Origin of the sequence: Sinisalibacter aestuarii, from assembly GCF_027923545.1 — a bacterium.
Taxonomy (GTDB): domain Bacteria; phylum Pseudomonadota; class Alphaproteobacteria; order Rhodobacterales; family Rhodobacteraceae; genus Sinisalibacter; species Sinisalibacter aestuarii.
On sequence record NZ_BROH01000006.1, the window covers coordinates 145,563 to 164,039 of the forward strand.

The window sequence follows — 18,477 nt, forward strand, 5'->3', positions numbered from 1 at the left end:
CCGGGTATGGGCGAAGCCGACACGATCTACGATCTCTTCGTCATCGGCGGCGGGGTGAATGGCTGTGGCATCGCCCGCGATGCGGCCGGGCGCGGGCTTTCGGTGGCGCTGGCCGAAATGGGCGATCTGGGCGGGGCGACCTCCTCGGCCTCGTCGAAGCTGTTTCACGGTGGCTTGCGCTATCTCGAATATTACGAGTTCCGGCTGGTGCGCGAGGCGCTGCGCGAGCGCGAGGTGCTGCTGGCCGCGATGCCACATATCGCCCGGCCGATGCGCTTCGTGCTGCCGCATCACAAGGGGCTGCGACCGCACTGGCTCTTGCGGCTCGGGCTCTTTCTCTACGACCATCTGGGCGGGCGAAAGATCCTGCCCGCCACGCGCCGGGTCGATCTGCGGCGCGATCCGGCGGGCGAGCCGTTGCAGGACCGCTTCACCGCCGGGTTCGAATATTCCGATTGCTGGGTGGACGATGCCCGCCTCGTGGTTCTGAACGCCCGCGATGCCGCGATGCGGGGCGCGCGGATCATGACGCGGGCGAAGGTGACCCGGGCGCGGCGGCACGGCGATGTCTGGGAGATCAGCGTGGAAGACCAGCGCAATGGCGCGACGGCAATCCACCGCGCCCGCCGGCTCGTCAACGCTGCCGGGCCGTGGGTGGCCCATGTGCTGGACGAGGCGCTCGCCCTGCCCGACCATGCCGCCGTGCGGCTGGTGCGCGGCAGCCATATCGTGGTGCCGAGGATCTTCGACCACGGCCAGCCCTATATCCTGCAGGGCGGCGACGGGCGGATCGTCTTCGCCATGCCTTACGAGCAGGATTACACGCTGATCGGCACCACCGAGGCCGATCAGGGCGACGACCCCGCCGACCCGCGCTGCAGCGAAAAGGAGGCGGCCTATCTCTGCGCCTTCGTCTCGGAGTATTTCGACAGGCCGGTCACACTTACGGATGTGGTCTGGCGCTTTTCCGGCGTGCGCCCGCTGGTGGATGACGGCGCCAGCAGCGCCACCGAAGCGACGCGCGATTATGTGCTGACGCGCGACGGCGGCGATGGCGCGCCGCTGCTCAATGTCTTCGGCGGCAAGATCACCACCTATCGCAAGCTGGCGGAGGCGGCGCTGGCGAAGCTCGATCTCGGCGACGGCTGGACGGCGCAGGCACCGCTGCCCGGAGGCGATTTCCCGGTCGATGGCCTGCCCGCGCTCATTGCCGGGCTTCGCGCCGATTATCCGTTTCTGACCGAGGGCTGGGCCGCCCGGCTGGCCCGGCTCTACGGCACCGAGGCCCGCGCCGTGCTGGGCAACGCCCGCGCGCCCGCCGATCTAGGCCGCGATTTCGGCGCGACGCTGACCGAGGCGGAGCTTGGCTGGATGGCCGACAAGGAGTTTGCCGAAACGGCGGAGGATGCGCTTTGGCGGCGCACGAAGCTCGGGTTACAACTCGACGAGACAGCGGCCCGCGCCGTCGCGCGCTGGTTCGACAGCCGAAAGGAAGCGGCATGACCCATATTCTCGCCATCGACCAGGGCACCACCTCGTCGCGCGCCATCGTCTTCGGGCCGGATCTTGCCCCCGCCGCCAGCGCGCAGGCGGAATTCGCGCAGCACTACCCGGCCTCGGGCTGGGTCGAGCACGACCCGGACGACATCTGGCAGACCACGCTTGCCACCGCCCGCGCGGCGGTGGCGCAGGTGGGGGTGGAGGCGATCACCGCCATCGGCATCACCAACCAGCGCGAAACCACCCTGATCTGGGATCGCGAGACGGGCGCACCGATCCACCGCGCGATCGTCTGGCAGGACCGGCGCACCGCCGAGACCTGCGGGCGCCTGAAAGCGGCGGGCCATGAGCCGATGATCACCGAGCGCACCGGGCTGCTGCTCGATCCGTATTTCTCCGGCACCAAGGTAAAATGGCTGCTCGACAACGTGCCGGGCGCGCGCGACCGGGCGCAGGCGGGCAAGCTCGCCTTCGGCACCGTCGACACTTTCCTGATCTGGCGGCTTACCGGCGGCAAGGTGCATGCCACCGACGCGACCAATGCCGCCCGGACCTTGCTTTACGATATCCGCCACGGCACGTGGGATGCCGAGATTTGCGCGCTTCTCGATATCCCGATGTCGCTTCTGCCCGAGGTGAAGGACAGCGCGGACGAGTTCGGCGCCACCGCGCCCGAGCTTTTCGGCGCCCCGTTGCCGATCCTCGGCGTGGCGGGCGATCAGCAGGCGGCCACTGTCGGGCAGGCCTGTTTCGCGCCGGGGATGATGAAATCCACCTACGGCACCGGCTGCTTCGCGCTGCTCAATACCGGGGCCGAGATGGTGCCCTCGCAGAACCGGCTGCTCACCACCATCGCCTACCGGCTGGATGGCAAGGTCACCTATGCGCTGGAAGGCTCGATCTTCATCGCCGGGGCCGCCGTGCAATGGCTGCGCGACGGGCTGGGGATCGTGGACGATGCCAGCCGGTCCGGCAGCATGGCCCGCGCCGCCGACCCGGAACAGGAGGTGATCCTTGTGCCCGCATTCACCGGCCTCGGCGCGCCCTACTGGGATGCGGAGAGCCGGGGCGCGCTGTTTGGCCTCACCCGCAATACCGGCCCGAACGAGATCGCCCGCGCGGCGCTGCAATCGGTGGGCTTTCAGACCGACGACCTGCTCGACGCGATGCAGGCGGACTGGCCCGGCCTGCCGAGCGATGCGCCGCTGCGCGTCGATGGCGGAATGACGGCCTCGAATTACACGATGCAGTTTCTCGCCGACATTCTCGGACGCCCGGTCGACCGCCCGCAGGTGCTGGAAACCACCGCGAAGGGCGCGGCCTGGCTGGCCGGGATGAAGGCCGGGATCTATCCCGATCGCGAGACGTTTGCCGCAAGCTGGGACCTGGAGCGGCGCTTCGCGCCGGAGATGGACAGCGCCACCCGCGCACGGCGGCTCGCGGGCTGGAAAGATGCGGTGCGGCGCACCCTGTCGGACCATAGCTGACAGACCGAAATCTTTCTAAGATTTCGGTCCGGTTTCTTGGAAAGAAACCGGCTTACGGCGCCGGGCGCTGATAATAGGCATAGAGCGCCAGGATCTGCGCCTCGGTCAGCGGGTTGTGAAAGGCGATGCTTTCATCCCCCTTCACCCCGCCGATCAGACGGGCGAGGAAGATATCGCCCGGCTCCTCCTGCGCCATCAGCCGCAGATCGCGGCTCGGCAGAGGCTCATCCGGGTCGCCCATGCCGTAATCGTCATGGCAGCCGAAGCAATAGGTTTCGTGGATCGCCTGCGCCTCGGCCAAACCCGCCCCCGGCGGAGCAATTGCGGTGCGTGCGAACAGGTCAAGCCTGTGCCGCGCGGCCAGTTCGCCAACCAGCGCGGTCAGCGCGGCACGCTGTCCGGCGGGTTCGAGATCGGCGCCCTGCCATGCCGCCAGCGCCGCCGCGCCGGCCGCATCCCCCGCCCCGGTCAGCAGCCAGGGCAACAGCCCGAGCGCCCCCTCGATCCGCGCCACCAGCCCCTCGGCATGGCGCGGCGGCAGGCCCTCGGCCCCGAGCCGTCCGAGATCGCCCAACGTGATCCTGAGTTCGCTCGCCAGCGCGCGCGGGGCCGGGTCGGACGCCGCCGCGCCCGGCCAAAAGACCGTGGCCGCAAGGCTGATGCCCGCGGCCACGATGGTTCTTGCGATGGTGCTTGGACGCTCACGCGCCATCTGTCACCCTTTCCGCCGTTATTGCGCGGCGACCTGCTGTTCCACCGGCATGCCGGCCGCCGTCCAGGCGGTCATGGAGCCATCATACATCTGCGCATCGGCATTGCCGAGCAGTTCGGACGAGACGAACCAGCCGATCGAGGCCCAGTGGCCCGTGTTGCAGAAGCTCACCTGCGCGCCTTCGGTCGGAACGCCCGCCGCTTCGTAGAGCCTGGCGAGGGTGGCGCCGTCGCGGAAGCTGCCGCCGCCATTCTCGGTCATCCAGCTTTGCGGCAGGTTCACCGCCGTCGGGATCGTGCCCGAAGCTTTCGACGCGCCATGACGGTTGACGCCGAGATACTGGTCGGCGGTGCGGTTATCGACCGCCAGCGCGCCGCCGTCGATCGCGGCCTGCACATCGGCCTCGTCGAGCAGCATCTCTTCGCGCAGCGCCACGGTGAAGGTCTGCGCCGCGGCTTCGGTGGCGCCCTTTTCAAGCGGGTTCACCGGGTTCTTGTCGCCATCGACTTCAGCCAGGTAGGCGCCCATGCCGCCATTCAGGATCGACACATTGTCATGGCCCATGACCTTGAAGCTCCAGTAGATCCGGGTGGCCGTGCCCATCTCCGAGCTGTCCGACCCGGCGGGCACGATCACCACATGGGTATCATTGCCGATGCCGAGACCGCCGATATGCGCCGCGAGCGTGGCGGTGTCGGCCGGGAACAGGCCCGGCACGCCGCCGCGGGCTTCACGCCAGCCGGACTTGCCGTAGTCAGTGTTGACCGCGCCCGGAATGTGGCCGCGCAGATAGTCGGTCGAGCCGCGCGTGTCGAGGAAGACGACCCCGTCCGCGCCGGTATTCGCCTTGACCCAGGCCACGTCCACCAGCGGATCGGCGGCCATGGCCGGCAGCGCCGCGAAGGCGGTAACCGCCATCATCGCGAGGGCCGCAAAGACCCCGCGGATCATGTGTTGAGCTTGTTTCATTGTTGGTCCTCCCTTGGTGATTGTCCGGGGCCATCCGGCCCCCTCAAAGCGTCACGATGTGGTCGGCGGACAGGATCGCCCGCACCACCTTCGCCCAACCGTCGGAATCGTCCGGCGCGAGGCCGGTGGTATCGGCACGCTCGACGGTATGCGTGCCACGTAGCGTTTCGACCGCTTCATCGACGCGCGCGGCGTCGGGGAACAGGCCGGTGGTGAGTTCGAGAATGGTCATGTCTGCCTCCGGTTCAGAGATTGACCACACGGTCGGCGCTGGCGATGGCCTCGCCCAGCGCGCCCGCATCGAGGAAGGCGAGATCGTCGGCCATCTCCTCCACGGTGGTTTCCGGCACGATGTCGCTGAGTTCGAGCAACTCGGCCTGCGCCGCGTTTTCGTCGGTATCGGCCACTGGCCCGGTCATGAAGACCAGCCGCACCTCGTGGCCGAAAATCGTCAGCCCCGCGGCCACGCGCATCGCCTCGGTATGGTCGCGCCGGCCAAGAACAAGGATCTTTTTCTCCTCCATGATCCCCCTCTCCTACAGGCTCACGACACGCGCGGCCTCAGCCATCAGCGCCGAGTTGACCGTCTGGCTGCCGCGCTCCACCGGGCAATCGGCTCCGGCCATGTGCAGATCCCACGAATGCTCGCAGACCGCGACCCGCGCGGCGCCGTCGATCGCGGTCGAAAACTCCGCCTCGCCCAGCGCTTTCACGCCGTCATTGGTCAGAAAGCACCCCCAGCTCGCGCCCTCGGCGGTGAGCGCCCAGCCGAGCGCCGCCGCGACCGGGGCCGCGTTGGGTGTGGTGATGTGAAGTAACACGTCCATGAGTGTGTCTGGTCCTTCCGTAAGTCATGTCTCTGGCGCGAAGGCGACATTGGGAGCATCGCCGCGCGCGAATGTTTCAAGCCGCTGGCGCAGGGCGCCGGGGGCGTTTGCGTCAACCCGGATCTCGGCCAGCCGCATCGGCGCGGTGAAGACCACCTCGCGCGAGAAGCTGCGCGGCGCACCCCGGTTGCCGGCTTCCGGCGCGCCGTCGATGACGGCCACCCCGGCCTGACCGGCAAGATAGAAGAGCGCCGCCACCGCGAGCGCCTCGGCGGGATCGTCGCCATAGACGGCCACCGTCTCGGCCCCGCTGAGCCCGACCGTGCCGAGCAGCCAGCGCAGGGCATGGAAGCTCACCGGCGGGGTTTCACCCGACCCGAACAGCGCCGGGGCGGGCAGGCAGCGTGCACCCGGCAGGCTTGCCTCAAGGCAGCGGGCCTCGGCGCGAATGTCGATCACGCGCGCCTCGTCGGGCAGGTCGGCGAGCATCGCCACCGGGCCGGCGGCAAGCGGCAGCCCCGGCAGGAGCGCCAGCGCTCCCCAAACCGCGATCCGCCCCGCCCGCATGTCAGCAGCCCCCGAACTTGATCTCGGGCGCCGCGGCAGCCCCGGCGGCCACGACAGGCGGGTTCTCGACATAGTAGCCCATGAGCTCGATCACCGGCAGCTCGCCGAAGCCCTGACCCACATCCACCATGTCCAGGAGTTCCGCCGGTTGCGGCGTCCTGGCGAGGGCGACCTCCTCCGGGTCCATCGCCGCGAAGGGGAAGGCCACCCAGCTCACACCGACGAAGACGATGACGCAGGCGACGCAGAAGATGATGCTTGCACGATCCATCCGGTCCTCCTTCACAAGCTGTCTTTGAGGAAGGCGACGTACATCACCCCGAAGGCCAGCACGGCCAGGATGATCTGGGCGGTGGTTTCAAAGTCCATATCGTCCTCCTTCAGTCGCCGCGATAATGGCGGATCAGAGCGTTCATGCTCACCGCCTCGCCGGTGATCGGGTGTTCCACCATCGGGGTGAAATGGGCCACCCCGTCGCGGTCCACATGCATCGACGGCGGCGGCGAGATCAGCATCCAGACCAGGCCGGCGACGGAGACCACCATCGCCCCCCAGCTGTAGACATTCATGAAAAGTCTCGAAGCGGTCATCGCATCAATCCTTGCGGATGTAGACCTTCCAGCACCGCGGCGCCTGGATGGTCTCGACATGAACCGCGCCCATCTCGTCGCACATCGGCGGCAGCGCCTCGACCGATGACGGGTTGTCGACCAGCACTTCGACGACTTCGCCGGAGCCGATTTCCTTCACCGCCTTCTTGGTCATGAGCTGCGGACGCGGGCAGCTGTCGCCGATGCAGTCCACGCTGCGGGCCACGGCAATCGTGGTGCCGTCGCTCAGCGTCGCTTCGGTGGCGGCGCAATCCTCGGCCTTTTTCTTGTTTCCGAACAGTCCCATCTTGTCCTCCCGTAAGTGGTTGTATCTGTTATGTCATTCCGCCGGCTGCGCCATCGTGGCGCTGGCGGTGGCCTGGCGGTGACGCTCGGCCTGCGCCTCTTCCTTGCGGCGGATGGCGCGGTAGATCAGGAAGAGCACACCGGCCTGGATCATGCCGAAGACGATCGCCGGAATGCCCAGCTTCTCCTGCAAGGTGGCGGCGTTGGCATAGCCCAGCTGCAGCGCTTCGAGATTCGGCTCGCCGGTCATCGAGGCGGGCGCGGGCGGCCAGTAATTCGCCGACCAGAGCAGCGAAAACAGGAACATCCCGACGAAGGTGAAGAGCAGCGCCCAGAGCGCGCCCACATTGCCCTCGCCCGTCTTGACCCAGGTCGAGACGGTGCAGGCCCCGGCCAGCACCATGCCGACGCCGAAGATGAACAGCCCGGCGAAGGTGTTGAGGCCAACATCGAAATGCATCGGGTTGCCCTCGCCGATGGTGAGGAAGGCGGTGAAGCCGAGCGTCAGGATGATCATCGCGACCAGCAGCGCCTTGGTGTTGCGATAGGTCTTGAACAGGATCGCGTCACGCAGGGCGGCGGTGTTGCAGAAGCGCGAGCGCTGCACCAGCAGCCCGACGATGGAGCCGAAGATGAAAGCGATAAGGCATTGTCCTATGGCGCTCATGGCTCAGCCCTCCAGAATGCGTTTGTAGACCATCGAGCCGACCCAGGCCCCGGCGAGGATGCCCGACATGGCGAGGTAGCCGCCCATGTTCATCTCCGGCCCCATGCCGAAGAAGGTCGACACGTTGCAGACGAAGGCGAGGCGAATGCCGATGCCCATGAGCAGGCCGCCGATGGTGATCATCACCCATTCCGACAGGCGGCGCGGAAAGCGGATGTAGAACTCTTTCGAGAGCACCGCACCGACGAAGGCGCCGAACAGCATGCCGAGGCTGATATAGATCTTCCAGTAGGTCGGATCGGGTTCGAAGACGAGGTTCCAGAACGGCAGCCGCTGCAGCTCCTCACCCATGAAGACCTGGGCGATCAGCCCGGTCATCATCGTTTCGCCGCCGCCGACCGTCCATGCGCCGACCTGCAGAAACAGGAAAATATCCAGAACCGCGATCGCGGACAACGCGATCACCGGGTCGAGTGTTTTTTTGAAGAATTCGATTGGCAAAGCGTCCTCCCCTGCGTCGCAACCTGTGTCCTTGATTTGAGAAAAGGTTAGGAGCCGGGCGCGGAGAGGTGGTAGTAATTATTGGAAACATGAGCACAAACGGCAAAAAACCCGCATTGGCCCCGAGCCGGGCGCGCGTTTATCCGTTTGTCTGCATCACCCGCAGCCCCGACGAACGGAGCCGATATGTCGATCTACGTTGAACTCGAACCCAATGATTTCCTTGGCCATATGTTCAATGCCTGCTCGATCGACCAGGTCAGCGAATTCGCGCCGGAAAAGCGCGGCTTCCGGATTCACGGCCACAGCACCACGATCCGGCTGGAGCGGGTATTCTGGACCGTGCTCGAAGACATGTCCGACCGGATGGCGATTACCCTGCCGCAGCTCATCGCGCAGATTCACGATCAATGCCTGGTGGCCAACGACAAGAATATCTCGTCCTGCCTGCGCGTGATCTGCATGAAATATATGAACATCTACGCAAGCTGATCGCAGGCGTTCAAACGCCGGCGCCGATCTGCCATACTCGTCCGGCGCAACAGGATGGGGCTTTGCCGCCGGAGCCGGGTGGGGATGGACAAACTTTCGGTCATGAACGCCTTTTGCCGAATCGTCGAGCGCGGCAGCTTCGCGCGCGCGGCGGAAGATCTCGGCGTTTCCCCCGCCCTGCTCAGCCGCGAGGTGAAGCTGCTCGAACAAAGCCTGAAATGCACCTTGCTCACCCGCACCACGCGCGCAATGTCGCTCACCGATCAGGGGCGGCTTTACTACGAAGAGGCGCAGGATATCCTCTCCGCCGTCGGTCAGGTGGAAGACAGGATACGCGCAAGGGCCGGGGCGGTGAGCGGGCAGTTGCGCATCAACGCCTCGACCTCCTTCGGGCAGGAGGTGATCGCGCGGTTTCTACCCGATTTTCTCGATGCCTATCCCGATCTGCGCGTCACCCTCTCGCTCGACGACCGGCTGGTCGACATGGTCGAAGGCGGGTTTGACGTGTCGATCCGCATCCGGCAGGCAATGCCGGATTCCACCCTGATCGCCCGCAAGATCGCCACCCTGCACCAACGCATCTTCGCTTCGCCCGCCTATCTCGCCAAGGCAGGCACGCCGCGTGTGCCCGAGGATATTCTGGGCCACAGGATCGTGGGCTTTCTGCCCGGCGATCATCTCACCCAGTGGGAGTTGCACGGGCCGGACGGTGTGCGCAGCCTTCAGCTCGATCCGGCGGTGAAGGTCGGCAACAGCCTCGTGCTGCGCGATCTGCTGATCGCCGGTTACGGTATCGGCACCCTGCCGGACTTCGTTTCCGACACCGCCGAGGCGCGCGGCGATCTCGTGCGCGTCCTGCCTGCGTGGGAACTGCCGACCCGCGAGATCTGCGCCGTCACCGCCTCGCGCTTCGGGATGGATCCGCGCGTCGCCGCCTTCATCGACCATCTGCGCGCCGCCCTGCGGCGCTGACATTCTTCACGTCCCGTAAAGAATGATTTGAGCGCGGCGCCGATTATCCGGCGCGCGGCCTGCCGCATGTTCCCTGCAACGAAACCCCGGTTGCAAGGAAACGCCGATGACCCGCATTCTCGTTCTTTACTATTCCAGCTACGGCCATGTCCGCGCCCTCGCCCGCGCCGAGGCCGAGGGCGCCCGCTCGGTGGCCGGCACGCAGGTGGATATCCGCCGCGTGCCTGAAACGGTGCCTGCCGCGCTGCGCAAATCGGCGGGCTATGTCGACGACGACACGCCCACCGCAACGCCCGCCGACCTCGCCGATTATGATGCGGTGATCGTCGGCACGCCCACCCGCTTCGGGATGATGGCGGGGCAGATGAAACAGTTTCTCGACCAGGCCGGCGGCCTCTGGGCGCGCAATGCGCTGGTCGGCAAGGTCGGCGCCGTCTTCGCCTCCACCGGCTCGCAGCATGGCGGCCACGAGGCGACGCTGCTGACGACGCAGATCCCGCTCATGCATTTCGGCATGGTGATCGCCGGGCTGCCCTACAGCTTCGCCGGGCAGACGTCGCGCGCGGGCATCATCGGCGGCGCGCCCTATGGCGCGGGCACGATTGCCGGGGCCGATGGCGCGCTGCAACCCACCGCCACCGACCTCGACGGCGCCCGTTTTCAGGGCGCGCATGTTGCCCGCCTCGCCGCCGCGCTGGCAACGGTCAACCATCTGACGGAGGCCGCATGATGCCGCTCACCCTCCGCCCAGCCCGCAGTCCGCGCCCCCGGCATGGCCGCCGCGGGCATCCTACGGCGATCTCCCGTGCCGCAAGCCGGATACGCCGCAAGGCCCGCCGCCGCGTGCCGCGCGACCTCAGCGCGCACCTGATGCGCGACATCGGGCTCGAACCCCGGCCCGAACGGCCCATCGTCCTTTCTCCCCGCTGGTGACCCCGCCAGCACGGCAACAGGAGTTCCGCCATGCCCCGTATGCAAGATATCGCGCTGACCGCGCTCGCCCCGGCGATCTGGGGCAGCACCTACCTCGTCACCACCGAGGCCCTGCCCGCCGGATATCCGGTGACGCTGGCGGTGCTGCGGGCCCTGCCGGCGGGGCTTTTGCTGCTTCTCGTCACCCGCAGCCTGCCGCCGCGCGCCTGGCTCGGGCGGGTCTTTGCCCTTGGCGCGTTCAACTTCGCATTGTTCTGGACGCTGCTGTTCGTCGCCGCCTATCGCCTGCCCGGCGGGGTCGCCGCCACGCTTGGGGCCACCCAGCCGCTGATGGTGCTCGCCCTGTCGCGCCTGCTCCTCGGCACCCGCGCGCCGCTGACAGCCGTAATCGCGGCGGCAGCGGGGCTGGGCGGGGTTGCCCTGCTGGTGCTCGGCCCCGGCGCGGCGCTCGATCCGCTCGGCATTGCCGCCGGGCTGGGCGGCGCCGCGTCGATGGCGGCGGGCACCGTGCTTTCGCGCCGCTGGCAACCGCCGGTGCCGGCGCTCAGCTTCACCGCCTGGCAGCTCACGGCGGGCGGGCTGCTGCTCCTGCCGCTCGCTTTGCTGCTCGAACCGGCCCTGCCACCGCTCGGCGCGGCCAACCTCGCGGGCCTCGCCTGGCTCGGGCTGATCGGGGCGGCGGCCACCTATTGGCTGTGGTTCCGGGGCATCGCCCGGATCGGGCCCGGTGCGGTGGCCATGCTCGGGATGATGAGCCCGGTCACCGCCGTAGCGCTCGGCTGGCTCTGGCTCGGCGAAGCGCTCACCCCGGTACAACGGATCGGCGCGGCCATCGTTCTGGTGTCGATCTGGGTCGGGCAGGCGGCGGTGCGGCGCGCGGGTCGGGCAGAACCAGTCCATGCAAAAACGCATAAAAGAAGTGCCAGATTGGCCAATTCCGCATGAAATGCAGGCGATCTATTCTCCCTGCACAGCCTACAACCCCACCGAACCAGGAGACATATCATGCACCCCATCGCTCAAACCCTCGCCGCCGCTCTCATGGCCCTGCCCCTGCCCACGCTGGCCGAAACCTACATGATCGACTCGGGCGGCGTGGCGCTGCACGTCACCGACGAGGGCGAAGGCCCGGCGGTGATCCTGCTGCACGCCTTCGCCGGGTCTTCCACGCTCTGGTCTGCCGCCGGGCTGGCCCCGCTGGCCGGGCTGCGCACCATAACCGTCGATGCGCGCGGCCATGGCGACAGCGGCAGACCCACCGACCCGGCCGCCTATGGCGCCGAAATGGCCAATGACGTGCTGCGGGTGATGCAGGCGCGCGGCGTCGAGCGGGCCCATATCGTCGGCTATTCGATGGGCGCCGAGACCGCTCTGAAATTCGCCGCCGACCACCCTGAAAAAGTGTTGTCGCTCGTCGTGGCCGGCTCCGGCTGGTCGGGCGAGGCCGAAGGCGAACTCTACGGCTACATCTCAGACGCGCTCGGCGCCAGCGCCAGCTTTGGCGATTTCATGGCCGCGATGGCCCCGGAAGACAGCGGCAGCGAAGAAGATGCCGCGGCGGGCTATGCGATGCTGCTCGGCCACGGGATCGCTCCGGAACAGGCCGCCGCGCCGCTCGCCGCCGTCGCTGCCGCCATGCCGGACCTGCTCGGCCTCACGGCGGAGGAACTCGCAGCCATCCCGGTGCCGGTGCTTGGCCTCGCCGGCGACGCCGACGAGGAACACGACAACGTGGAAAGGCTGGGCGACGCCCTGGCCGATTTCACCTTCGTCACGATCCCCGGCGCCGATCACCTGGCCGCCCCGCTCACCCCCGCCTTCGCCGAGGCGGTCACCGGCTTCCTCACCCGATAAGCATACGGGCAGAGGCAGAGCACAGGCGGGCGCCCGGCACGATCCGGCGCCCGCCGACAGGCATTGGATCAACGGGTGGTGCCGCGCTCGACCACGACGGGCTGCAGGCGCAATTTGCGGATCGGCGGGTTATCCTCGATCGCGGCGACGAGTTCGCTCACGGCGGCGGATACCATCTGGTTGAGCGGCTGGCGGATGGTCGTGGCCGATATCGGCATCGGCGCCCTGCCCCTGCATGTGGCCCGGCGCGACGTGGATACCGGGCGGCTCAGGCAATTGCCGCCCTATGACGATCTGCCACTGATCAATATCTACCTGCTCACCAACCCGGCCCGCCGTTTCTCGGAAGCCGAGGCGGCGTTTCTGGCGGGATGTTCCGAGATGCTCGACAGCGTCAGCCTCGACGAGCGCACCTATCGCTAGCCCCGGCCCCTGACGGGCCGGAGCATGCGGATCAGCCAAGCACCGATTGCGCCGCTTTCGCGGTCGCGGCGACGATAATGTCGGCCTCCTCGCGCGACAGGCTGAGCGGCGGGGCAAAGCCGAGGATATCGCCCTGCGGCATGGCCCGCCCGATCACCCCTTGCTCCAGCAGCGCGGCGGCGAGGCGGTAACCCACCTTGTCCGACGGGTCGAAGAAGCGGCGCGCCTCGCGGTCGGCCACGAATTCCAGCGCGCAGAGCATCCCCTCGCCCCGGATTTCGCCGATATTGCCGTGATCGCCCAGCGCCTCGGTCATGGCGGCGCGGAAATAGGCGCCGGTTTCGCCCGCATTGGCCACCAGCCCCATCTCGTCGATCAGCTTGAGGTTGGCCACCCCCGCCGCCGCCCCGATCGGGTGGGCCGAATAGGTCCAGCCATGGCCGATCGGGCCGTTCTCGTCGGTGCCCTGTTCGAGCACCGTCCAGACCTTGCCGGAAATGATCGACCCCGACAGCGGCGCATAGGCCGAGGTGAGGCCCTTGGCGATGGTGATGATGTCGGGTTCGATCCCGTAATGGGTCGATCCCATCATCGAACCCGTGCGGCCAAACCCCGTCACCACCTCGTCGGCGATCAGCAGAATGTCATGCTTCTCCAGCACCGCCTGGATCGCCTCCCAGTAGCCCGCCGGCGGCGGCACGATCCCGCCTGTCCCCAGCACCGGCTCGCCGATCATCGCAGCGATGGTGTCGGCCCCTTCCCGTGCGATCAGTGCGTCCAGGTCGGCCACGCACTGGGCGACGAACTCGGCCTCGGATTGGGCGAGGTTCTCCCGGCGATAGTAATAGGGGGCGGTGGTGTGGATCACCTGCGCCAGCGGCAGATCGAATTTCTTGTGAAACAGCTCAAGCCCGGTGAGCGAGCCGGTCATCAGCCCCGAGCCGTGATAGCCCCGCCAGCGCGAGATGATCTTCTTCTTTTCGGGCCGCCCGAGAATGTTGTTGTAATACCAGACCAGCTTGATGTTGGTCTCGTTCGCATCCGAGCCGGACAGACCGAAATAGACCTTGCTCATATGCGCGGGCGCGCGGTCCAGCACCATCTTGGCCAGCGTGATGCTGGCCTCCGTCCCGTGGCCGACATAGGCGTGGTAATAGGCCAGCTCCTTTGCCTGCGCCGCGATGGCATCGGCGATTTCGCTGCGCCCATAGCCCACATTCACGCAATAAAGCCCGGCGAAGGCATCGAGCAGCCGGTTGCCCTCACGGTCTTCGATGTAGCTGCCCGAGCCGCCCGTCACCACGCGCTGCGGCGCATCGCCCCGGGCGAAATCGGCCAGATGGGTGGAGGGATGAAAGAAGTTTTCGCGGTCCCAGGTTTCCAAGAGGTCGTTCTTGAGCATGTCTGTCCCTTTGTCGGTTGCTGTGCCGCTGGCTCATGCCCAGTCGCGGCAGACGTATTTTACTTCCATGAATTCCTCCATGCCCCGCCGCGCCCCTTCGCGCCCCAGCCCGGATTGCTTGGTGCCGCCAAACGGGATCGGCGCGCCGGTCACCTTGGTGCGGTTTACCGCGACCATGCCGTATTGCAGCGCGCGGCTGAGCCGGTAGATCCGGCGCGGGTCGTGGGAATGGACATAGGCCACCAGCCCGTATTCGGTGTCATTGGCGCGGGCGATCACCTCGTCCTCGGTATCGAACGGGGTGATCGGGGCGACGGGGCCAAAGGTTTCTTCCCGCATGATCAGCGCGGTATCCGGCACGTCCGTCAGCACGGTCGGCGCGTAGAACAGCGGGCCGAGATCGAGCCGCGCGCCGCCGCAGGCCAGCACCGCCCCTTTCGCCAAAGCATCGGCCACATGGGCCTCCTGCTTCTGCACCGCCGCCTCGTTCATCAGCGGGCCGATATCGGGATCGTCCATCCCTGCCCCGACGCTGAGCGCCTGTGTGGCCTCGGTGAAGCGCCGGCAGAACTCATCGTAGATCGGGCGCTCCACATAGATCCGGTTCGCGCCGAGGCAATCCTGCCCGGATGTGGCGAACTTGGCCTTGATCGTCTCGGCCACCGCGTGATCCAGATCGGCCCCCTTGAATACGATCACCGGCGCATGGCCGCCCAGTTCCATCACCAGCCGCTTCACCGTATCGGCGCTGGCGCGGTAAAGCAGCCGGCCCACCTCGGTCGAGCCGGTGAACGACAGCGCGCGCACGCGGGCGTCGCCCGTCCAGTGCGGCACGATGGTGGTGGCGCGGCCCGTCACCACGTTGAACACGCCCGCCGGCATCCCCGCCCGCTCGGCGAGTTCGGCCAGCGCCAGGGCGGAATAAGGGGTTTCATGCGCCGGATGGGCGACGATGGTGCATCCCGCGGCGAGCGCGGCGGCGGCCTTGCGGGTGAGCATTGCGGCGGGAAAGTTCCACGGCGTGATCAGCGCGACCACACCCACCGGCTCCAGCCACAGCTCCACCTCGGCGTCATGCAAATGGCTGGTGACCCCCTCGATGTTCGGGCGGTTGGCCTCTTCGGCATAGAACTCGACAAAGCTCGCCGCATAACCGATCTCGCCCAGCGCCTCGGAGAGCGGCTTGCCCTGCTCCAGCACCATGATCCGGGCAAGATCGTCCCTGTGCTCGTGCATCAGGTCGAACCAGCGGCGCAGGATCGCCGCACGCTCCTGCGGCAGAAGGAAGGACCATGCGCCAAAGGCCGCCTGCGCCGCATCGACCGCGCGCGTCGCATCGGCTGCCGTCAGGCTCGCCACGTCGCCCAGCACATCGCCGCTGGCGGGATCGGTGACGGCCAGCGTCGCCCCGTCCGAGGCGGCGACCCATTTGCCGTCGATATAGGAAAACCCGCGCAGGAGGCGCTTGTCGGCAATGTCCCGGCGGGCGGAAATGGCGGTGTCGGGCATGGCAGATCTCCCCTGTTCGCCAGCCCAGTCTGACGCTTGGGGGCGGGGAGCGAGGCCGAAATTGGCCCGCTGCCGAGAAGATTTGCCTGTTCGCCCTCAGGCCAAGAGAGGATTCCTCTCCGCCGTCGCCACCGGTTTCTTTCTAAGAAACCGGCCCGAAATCTTGGAAAGATTTCGGTTCAGCCCCCATCGCCCAGCACCACGTCGAACGGCGGCGCGCCGCCGCCCTTCACCGGCTTGGTGACGATATAGGTGAAATACCGCGCCAGCCCGATGCGGGCATCCAGCATGTCGTCGATCAGGCGCTGATAGGCGTCGATATCGCGGGTGACGATCTGCATCAGATAGTCGAACCCGCCGCCCAGCGCCCAGCAGGCGATCACCTCATCGTAGCGGCCCGCCGCATCCTCGAAGACGCGAAAGCTCGCCGCCGTGTGGTCGGCAAGCTCCACCGCGACAAACACCGTCACATGCGGCGCGATCTTCTTGAGATTGATGCGCGCGCCATAGCCCTCGATCAGCCCGCCCTGCTCAAGCCGCTTCATCCGGTTCCAGCACGGGGTGGGCGAAAGGCCGACGCGCTCGGCCAGGTCGGCCTTGGTAATGCGCCCCTCGGTGGCGAGCACGCGCAGGATATCGAGATCGCGGCTGTCGAGTTTCATCGGCTCACGCTGTGATGAATGTGCCCCTGTCGCCTAGCATCCCGGCCACATGGCTGGCAATCGCGGTATCTTGCGCGCCGACCGGAACCGTGCTGCAACCCGGCATGACCTTCCACTTCATGCCCGGATTATGGATGGAGGGCTGGGGTTTGGAGACGACCGAGTCTATCGTCATCCGTGACGGCGCCCCCGAGGTTCTGGGCAGCGTTCCCCGCCAGTTGTTTGTGAAGGACTGACCATGACCAAGCTGACCGACACAATCGAGCTTCTGCGCGAGCTGGTGGCCTACCCGACCGTCTCCGCCGACAGCAATATCGCCCTTGTCGAAAATCTGGCCGGCTGGCTCGAAAGCGCGGGCGCGCGGGTCGAGCTGCATCACGACGAAACCGGGCAGAAGGCCAACCTGTTCGCCACCATCGGGCCCGAGCGCGATGGTGGCATCCTGCTCTCGGGCCATACCGACGTGGTGCCCGCCAAGGGCGACGACTGGACCAACGATCCGTTCGAGATGGTCGAGCGGGACGGCAAGCTTTATGGCCGCGGCACCTGCGACATGAAGGGCTTCATCGCCGCCAGCGTGGCCATGGCCCCGGTGCTGGCCCATAGCGTGACGGAGCGGCCTTTGCACTTTGCCTTCACCTATGACGAGGAGGTCGGCTGCCTCGGCGCGCAGGCGCTGGCCGATACGCTGGCCGCCAAGGGTATCCGCCCGGGCGTGGCGATCATCGGCGAGCCCACCGGGATGCGGGTGATCGAGGGGCATAAGGGCTGCTGCGAATACACCACCCATTTCGAAGGGCGCGCCGGCCACGGCTCGCGGCCCGAACTGGGGGTGAACGCCGTCGAATTCGCGGTGCGCTACGTCTCGCGCCTGCTGGAACTGCGCCGGCCCTTGCGCGCCCGCGCCCCGAAAGACAGCCGCTATGAGCCGCCCTGGACAACGATCAACCCCGGCAGCCTGCTGGGCGGCGTGGCGCATAACGTGATCGCCGACCGCGCCTCGGTGCAATGGGAGATGCGCCCGGTGCAGGCGGGCGATGGCTCCTTCGTCCGTGAAGAAATGCGGCGCTACGTGCACGAACACCTGTTGCCGGAGATGCAGGCGATCTGGCCCGAAGCGCGGATCGTCACCGAGGTGATCGGCGAGGTCGCCGGGCTGCAGCCGGCAAGCGAAAACGCCGCGCGCGACATCATGCTGGAACTCACCGGCGCGAATTCCTGCGATCTGGTCGCCTTCTCCACCGAGGCGGGGGTTTTCCAGAAGCTCGACATGGATGTGGTGGTCTGCGGCCCCGGCTCGATCGACCAGGCCCACAAGCCTGACGAATACCTCGCGCTCGACCAGCTTCAGCAATGCCTGACCATGCTCGAAGGGCTGGGCGAGAAACTGGCGGGCTGACGATGGACGACACGGGCAAAGACATGCGGCGCTCGGCCCGCGACCGGTTTGAAACGCTGCACCGGACCCTGCGCGACAGGATCTGCGCGCTTGATTACAAGCCCGGCGAACGGCTCTCGGAAGAGGCGCTGGCGGAGGAATTCGGCATCAGCCGCACCCCGCTCCGACGGGTGCTCGGGCGGCTCGAAGCAGAGGGGTTGCTGCGTTCTGTCCACGGTGTGGGAACTATCGTCACCGATCTGGACGCGGCCGAAATGGGGCAGGTGTTTCGCCTGCGGCTGGCGCTCACCGACCTTTTCGCAACCCTCGACCCGGTCGCGCCCGACACCGATTTCGTCGCCCGGTTCCGGCGGCTGCGCGACAAAGTCCGCACTCTGAACGACGCCCCGACGCCGGAAGGGTTCACCCGGCTGAACCGCGAACTGTTCCTTGCCATGCTCGACCTTACGGCCAACGCGCCTTTACGCGACATCGCCGAACAGCTTTACTTCCGCACCACCCGGATCTGGCTTCAGTCGTTGTTTGCATCGAATATCGACCTCGAAACCGAGACCCGCATCTTCACCCGCGAAGTCGAAGACCTGCTCGCCGCGCTTGAACTCGGCAATGTTACCGCCATCGCCGCCCTGCGCCGGGCCCATCTCGCGATGAGCTTCGAGCGCCTCAGCCGGCTCCTCGTGTGAAAATGTGCCCGTAATGTGAACG

At 67.1% G+C, this 18,477-nt stretch carries 26 protein-coding genes; 11 read left to right on the forward strand and 15 right to left on the reverse strand.

What is annotated here, in order from left to right:
• Positions 1 to 6 precede the first annotated feature (6 nt).
• Together glpD and glpK are read left to right on the forward strand one after the other, a co-directional pair.
• Positions 7 to 1,503, forward strand: coding sequence for a glycerol-3-phosphate dehydrogenase (gene glpD / locus QMG28_RS11580; protein ID WP_281842462.1), 1,497 nt, complete (start codon positions 7 to 9; stop codon positions 1,501 to 1,503).
• Positions 1,500 to 2,987, forward strand: coding sequence for a glycerol kinase GlpK (gene glpK / locus QMG28_RS11585; RefSeq protein ID WP_281842463.1), 1,488 nt, complete (start codon positions 1,500 to 1,502; stop codon positions 2,985 to 2,987). The genes glpD and glpK overlap by 4 nt, the downstream gene beginning before the upstream one ends.
• A 52-nt stretch (positions 2,988 to 3,039) precedes the next feature.
• Here the strand turns inward: glpK and QMG28_RS11590 are convergent, their stop codons facing one another.
• From QMG28_RS11590 to QMG28_RS11640, 11 genes are all read right to left on the reverse strand, one after another.
• Complete coding sequence (locus QMG28_RS11590; RefSeq protein ID WP_281842464.1) at positions 3,040 to 3,699, reverse strand: hypothetical protein; 660 nt, start codon at positions 3,697 to 3,699, stop codon at positions 3,040 to 3,042.
• Positions 3,700 to 3,717: 18 nt separating this feature from the next.
• Positions 3,718 to 4,668: a sulfurtransferase gene (locus QMG28_RS11595; RefSeq protein WP_281842465.1), complete on the reverse strand. Its 951-nt coding sequence runs from the start codon at positions 4,666 to 4,668 to the stop codon at positions 3,718 to 3,720.
• A 43-nt stretch (positions 4,669 to 4,711) separates the two neighbouring features.
• The gene (locus QMG28_RS11600; RefSeq protein ID WP_281842466.1) at positions 4,712 to 4,900 is read right to left on the reverse strand and encodes a hypothetical protein; all 189 of its coding nucleotides are present in this window, start codon (positions 4,898 to 4,900) and stop codon (positions 4,712 to 4,714) included.
• A 13-nt stretch (positions 4,901 to 4,913) separates the two neighbouring features.
• The gene (locus tag QMG28_RS11605) at positions 4,914 to 5,192 is read right to left on the reverse strand and encodes a hypothetical protein (RefSeq protein ID WP_281842467.1); all 279 of its coding nucleotides are present in this window, start codon (positions 5,190 to 5,192) and stop codon (positions 4,914 to 4,916) included.
• 12 nt (positions 5,193 to 5,204) lie between these two features.
• Positions 5,205 to 5,495 (reverse strand): hypothetical protein, encoded by a 291-nt coding sequence (locus tag QMG28_RS11610; protein ID WP_281842468.1) that lies wholly within the window; start codon positions 5,493 to 5,495, stop codon positions 5,205 to 5,207.
• Positions 5,496 to 5,519: 24 nt separating this feature from the next.
• Positions 5,520 to 6,062 (reverse strand): rhodanese-like domain-containing protein, encoded by a 543-nt coding sequence (locus QMG28_RS11615; RefSeq protein ID WP_281842469.1) that lies wholly within the window; start codon positions 6,060 to 6,062, stop codon positions 5,520 to 5,522.
• 1 nt (position 6,063) lies between these two features.
• Positions 6,064 to 6,333: a hypothetical protein gene (locus QMG28_RS11620; RefSeq protein ID WP_281842470.1), complete on the reverse strand. Its 270-nt coding sequence runs from the start codon at positions 6,331 to 6,333 to the stop codon at positions 6,064 to 6,066.
• Between the two features lie 109 nt (positions 6,334 to 6,442).
• Entirely contained in the window at positions 6,443 to 6,652 is a 210-nt protein-coding gene (locus QMG28_RS11625) for a hypothetical protein (RefSeq protein ID WP_281842471.1), read from the reverse strand.
• A gap of 4 nt (positions 6,653 to 6,656) precedes the next feature.
• Positions 6,657 to 6,959, reverse strand: coding sequence for a sulfurtransferase TusA family protein (locus tag QMG28_RS11630; RefSeq protein WP_281842472.1), 303 nt, complete (start codon positions 6,957 to 6,959; stop codon positions 6,657 to 6,659).
• Between the two features lie 33 nt (positions 6,960 to 6,992).
• Entirely contained in the window at positions 6,993 to 7,625 is a 633-nt protein-coding gene (locus QMG28_RS11635; protein WP_281842473.1) for a YeeE/YedE thiosulfate transporter family protein, read from the reverse strand.
• Positions 7,626 to 7,628: 3 nt separating this feature from the next.
• Entirely contained in the window at positions 7,629 to 8,126 is a 498-nt protein-coding gene (locus QMG28_RS11640) for a YeeE/YedE thiosulfate transporter family protein (RefSeq protein WP_281842474.1), read from the reverse strand.
• A 186-nt stretch (positions 8,127 to 8,312) separates the two neighbouring features.
• Here QMG28_RS11640 and QMG28_RS11645 point away from each other — a divergent pair, with 186 nt between their 5' ends.
• From QMG28_RS11645 to QMG28_RS11665, 5 genes are all read left to right on the forward strand, one after another.
• Positions 8,313 to 8,618 (forward strand): ribbon-helix-helix domain-containing protein, encoded by a 306-nt coding sequence (locus QMG28_RS11645; protein ID WP_281842475.1) that lies wholly within the window; start codon positions 8,313 to 8,315, stop codon positions 8,616 to 8,618.
• Positions 8,619 to 8,702: 84 nt separating this feature from the next.
• The gene (locus QMG28_RS11650; RefSeq protein WP_281842476.1) at positions 8,703 to 9,590 is read left to right on the forward strand and encodes a LysR family transcriptional regulator; all 888 of its coding nucleotides are present in this window, start codon (positions 8,703 to 8,705) and stop codon (positions 9,588 to 9,590) included.
• Positions 9,591 to 9,696: 106 nt separating this feature from the next.
• Positions 9,697 to 10,320, forward strand: coding sequence for an NAD(P)H:quinone oxidoreductase (wrbA, locus tag QMG28_RS11655; RefSeq protein ID WP_281842477.1), 624 nt, complete (start codon positions 9,697 to 9,699; stop codon positions 10,318 to 10,320).
• Between the two features lie 233 nt (positions 10,321 to 10,553).
• Complete coding sequence (locus QMG28_RS11660) at positions 10,554 to 11,468, forward strand: EamA family transporter (RefSeq protein WP_281842478.1); 915 nt, start codon at positions 10,554 to 10,556, stop codon at positions 11,466 to 11,468.
• 60 nt (positions 11,469 to 11,528) lie between these two features.
• Positions 11,529 to 12,377, forward strand: a complete 849-nt coding sequence (locus tag QMG28_RS11665; protein ID WP_281842479.1) for an alpha/beta fold hydrolase — start codon at positions 11,529 to 11,531, stop codon at positions 12,375 to 12,377.
• A 68-nt stretch (positions 12,378 to 12,445) separates the two neighbouring features.
• On the opposite strand, the gene QMG28_RS11670 is transcribed toward QMG28_RS11665, so the two are convergent.
• A complete protein-coding gene (locus QMG28_RS11670) occupies positions 12,446 to 12,595 on the reverse strand; it encodes a hypothetical protein (protein WP_281842480.1) in 150 nt (49 codons plus the stop codon).
• Here QMG28_RS11670 and QMG28_RS11675 point away from each other — a divergent pair.
• The gene (locus QMG28_RS11675; protein WP_281842481.1) at positions 12,579 to 12,800 is read left to right on the forward strand and encodes a LysR substrate-binding domain-containing protein; all 222 of its coding nucleotides are present in this window, start codon (positions 12,579 to 12,581) and stop codon (positions 12,798 to 12,800) included. The genes QMG28_RS11670 and QMG28_RS11675 overlap by 17 nt on opposite strands.
• A gap of 31 nt (positions 12,801 to 12,831) precedes the next feature.
• Here QMG28_RS11675 and QMG28_RS11680 read toward each other — a convergent pair whose 3' ends face one another.
• The 3 genes from QMG28_RS11680 to QMG28_RS11690 form a co-directional block, all read right to left on the reverse strand.
• The gene (locus QMG28_RS11680) at positions 12,832 to 14,202 is read right to left on the reverse strand and encodes an aspartate aminotransferase family protein (RefSeq protein ID WP_281842482.1); all 1,371 of its coding nucleotides are present in this window, start codon (positions 14,200 to 14,202) and stop codon (positions 12,832 to 12,834) included.
• A gap of 33 nt (positions 14,203 to 14,235) precedes the next feature.
• Positions 14,236 to 15,711 carry an NAD-dependent succinate-semialdehyde dehydrogenase gene (locus QMG28_RS11685; RefSeq protein WP_281842483.1) on the reverse strand — a complete coding sequence of 492 codons (1,476 nt, stop codon included), beginning with the start codon at positions 15,709 to 15,711 and terminating at the stop codon, positions 14,236 to 14,238.
• Between the two features lie 179 nt (positions 15,712 to 15,890).
• A complete protein-coding gene (locus QMG28_RS11690) occupies positions 15,891 to 16,373 on the reverse strand; it encodes an Lrp/AsnC family transcriptional regulator (RefSeq protein ID WP_281842484.1) in 483 nt (160 codons plus the stop codon).
• 104 nt (positions 16,374 to 16,477) lie between these two features.
• Between QMG28_RS11690 and QMG28_RS11695 the strand changes: the two genes are divergently transcribed.
• From QMG28_RS11695 to QMG28_RS11705, 3 genes are read left to right on the forward strand one after another with little or no spacing between them, the layout of a single operon-like run.
• Positions 16,478 to 16,609: a hypothetical protein gene (locus QMG28_RS11695; protein WP_281842485.1), complete on the forward strand. Its 132-nt coding sequence runs from the start codon at positions 16,478 to 16,480 to the stop codon at positions 16,607 to 16,609.
• 2 nt (positions 16,610 to 16,611) lie between these two features.
• Positions 16,612 to 17,772, forward strand: a complete 1,161-nt coding sequence (gene argE / locus QMG28_RS11700) for an acetylornithine deacetylase (protein ID WP_281842486.1) — start codon at positions 16,612 to 16,614, stop codon at positions 17,770 to 17,772.
• Between the two features lie 2 nt (positions 17,773 to 17,774).
• The gene (locus QMG28_RS11705; protein ID WP_281842487.1) at positions 17,775 to 18,455 is read left to right on the forward strand and encodes a GntR family transcriptional regulator; all 681 of its coding nucleotides are present in this window, start codon (positions 17,775 to 17,777) and stop codon (positions 18,453 to 18,455) included.
• Positions 18,456 to 18,477 lie beyond the last annotated feature (22 nt).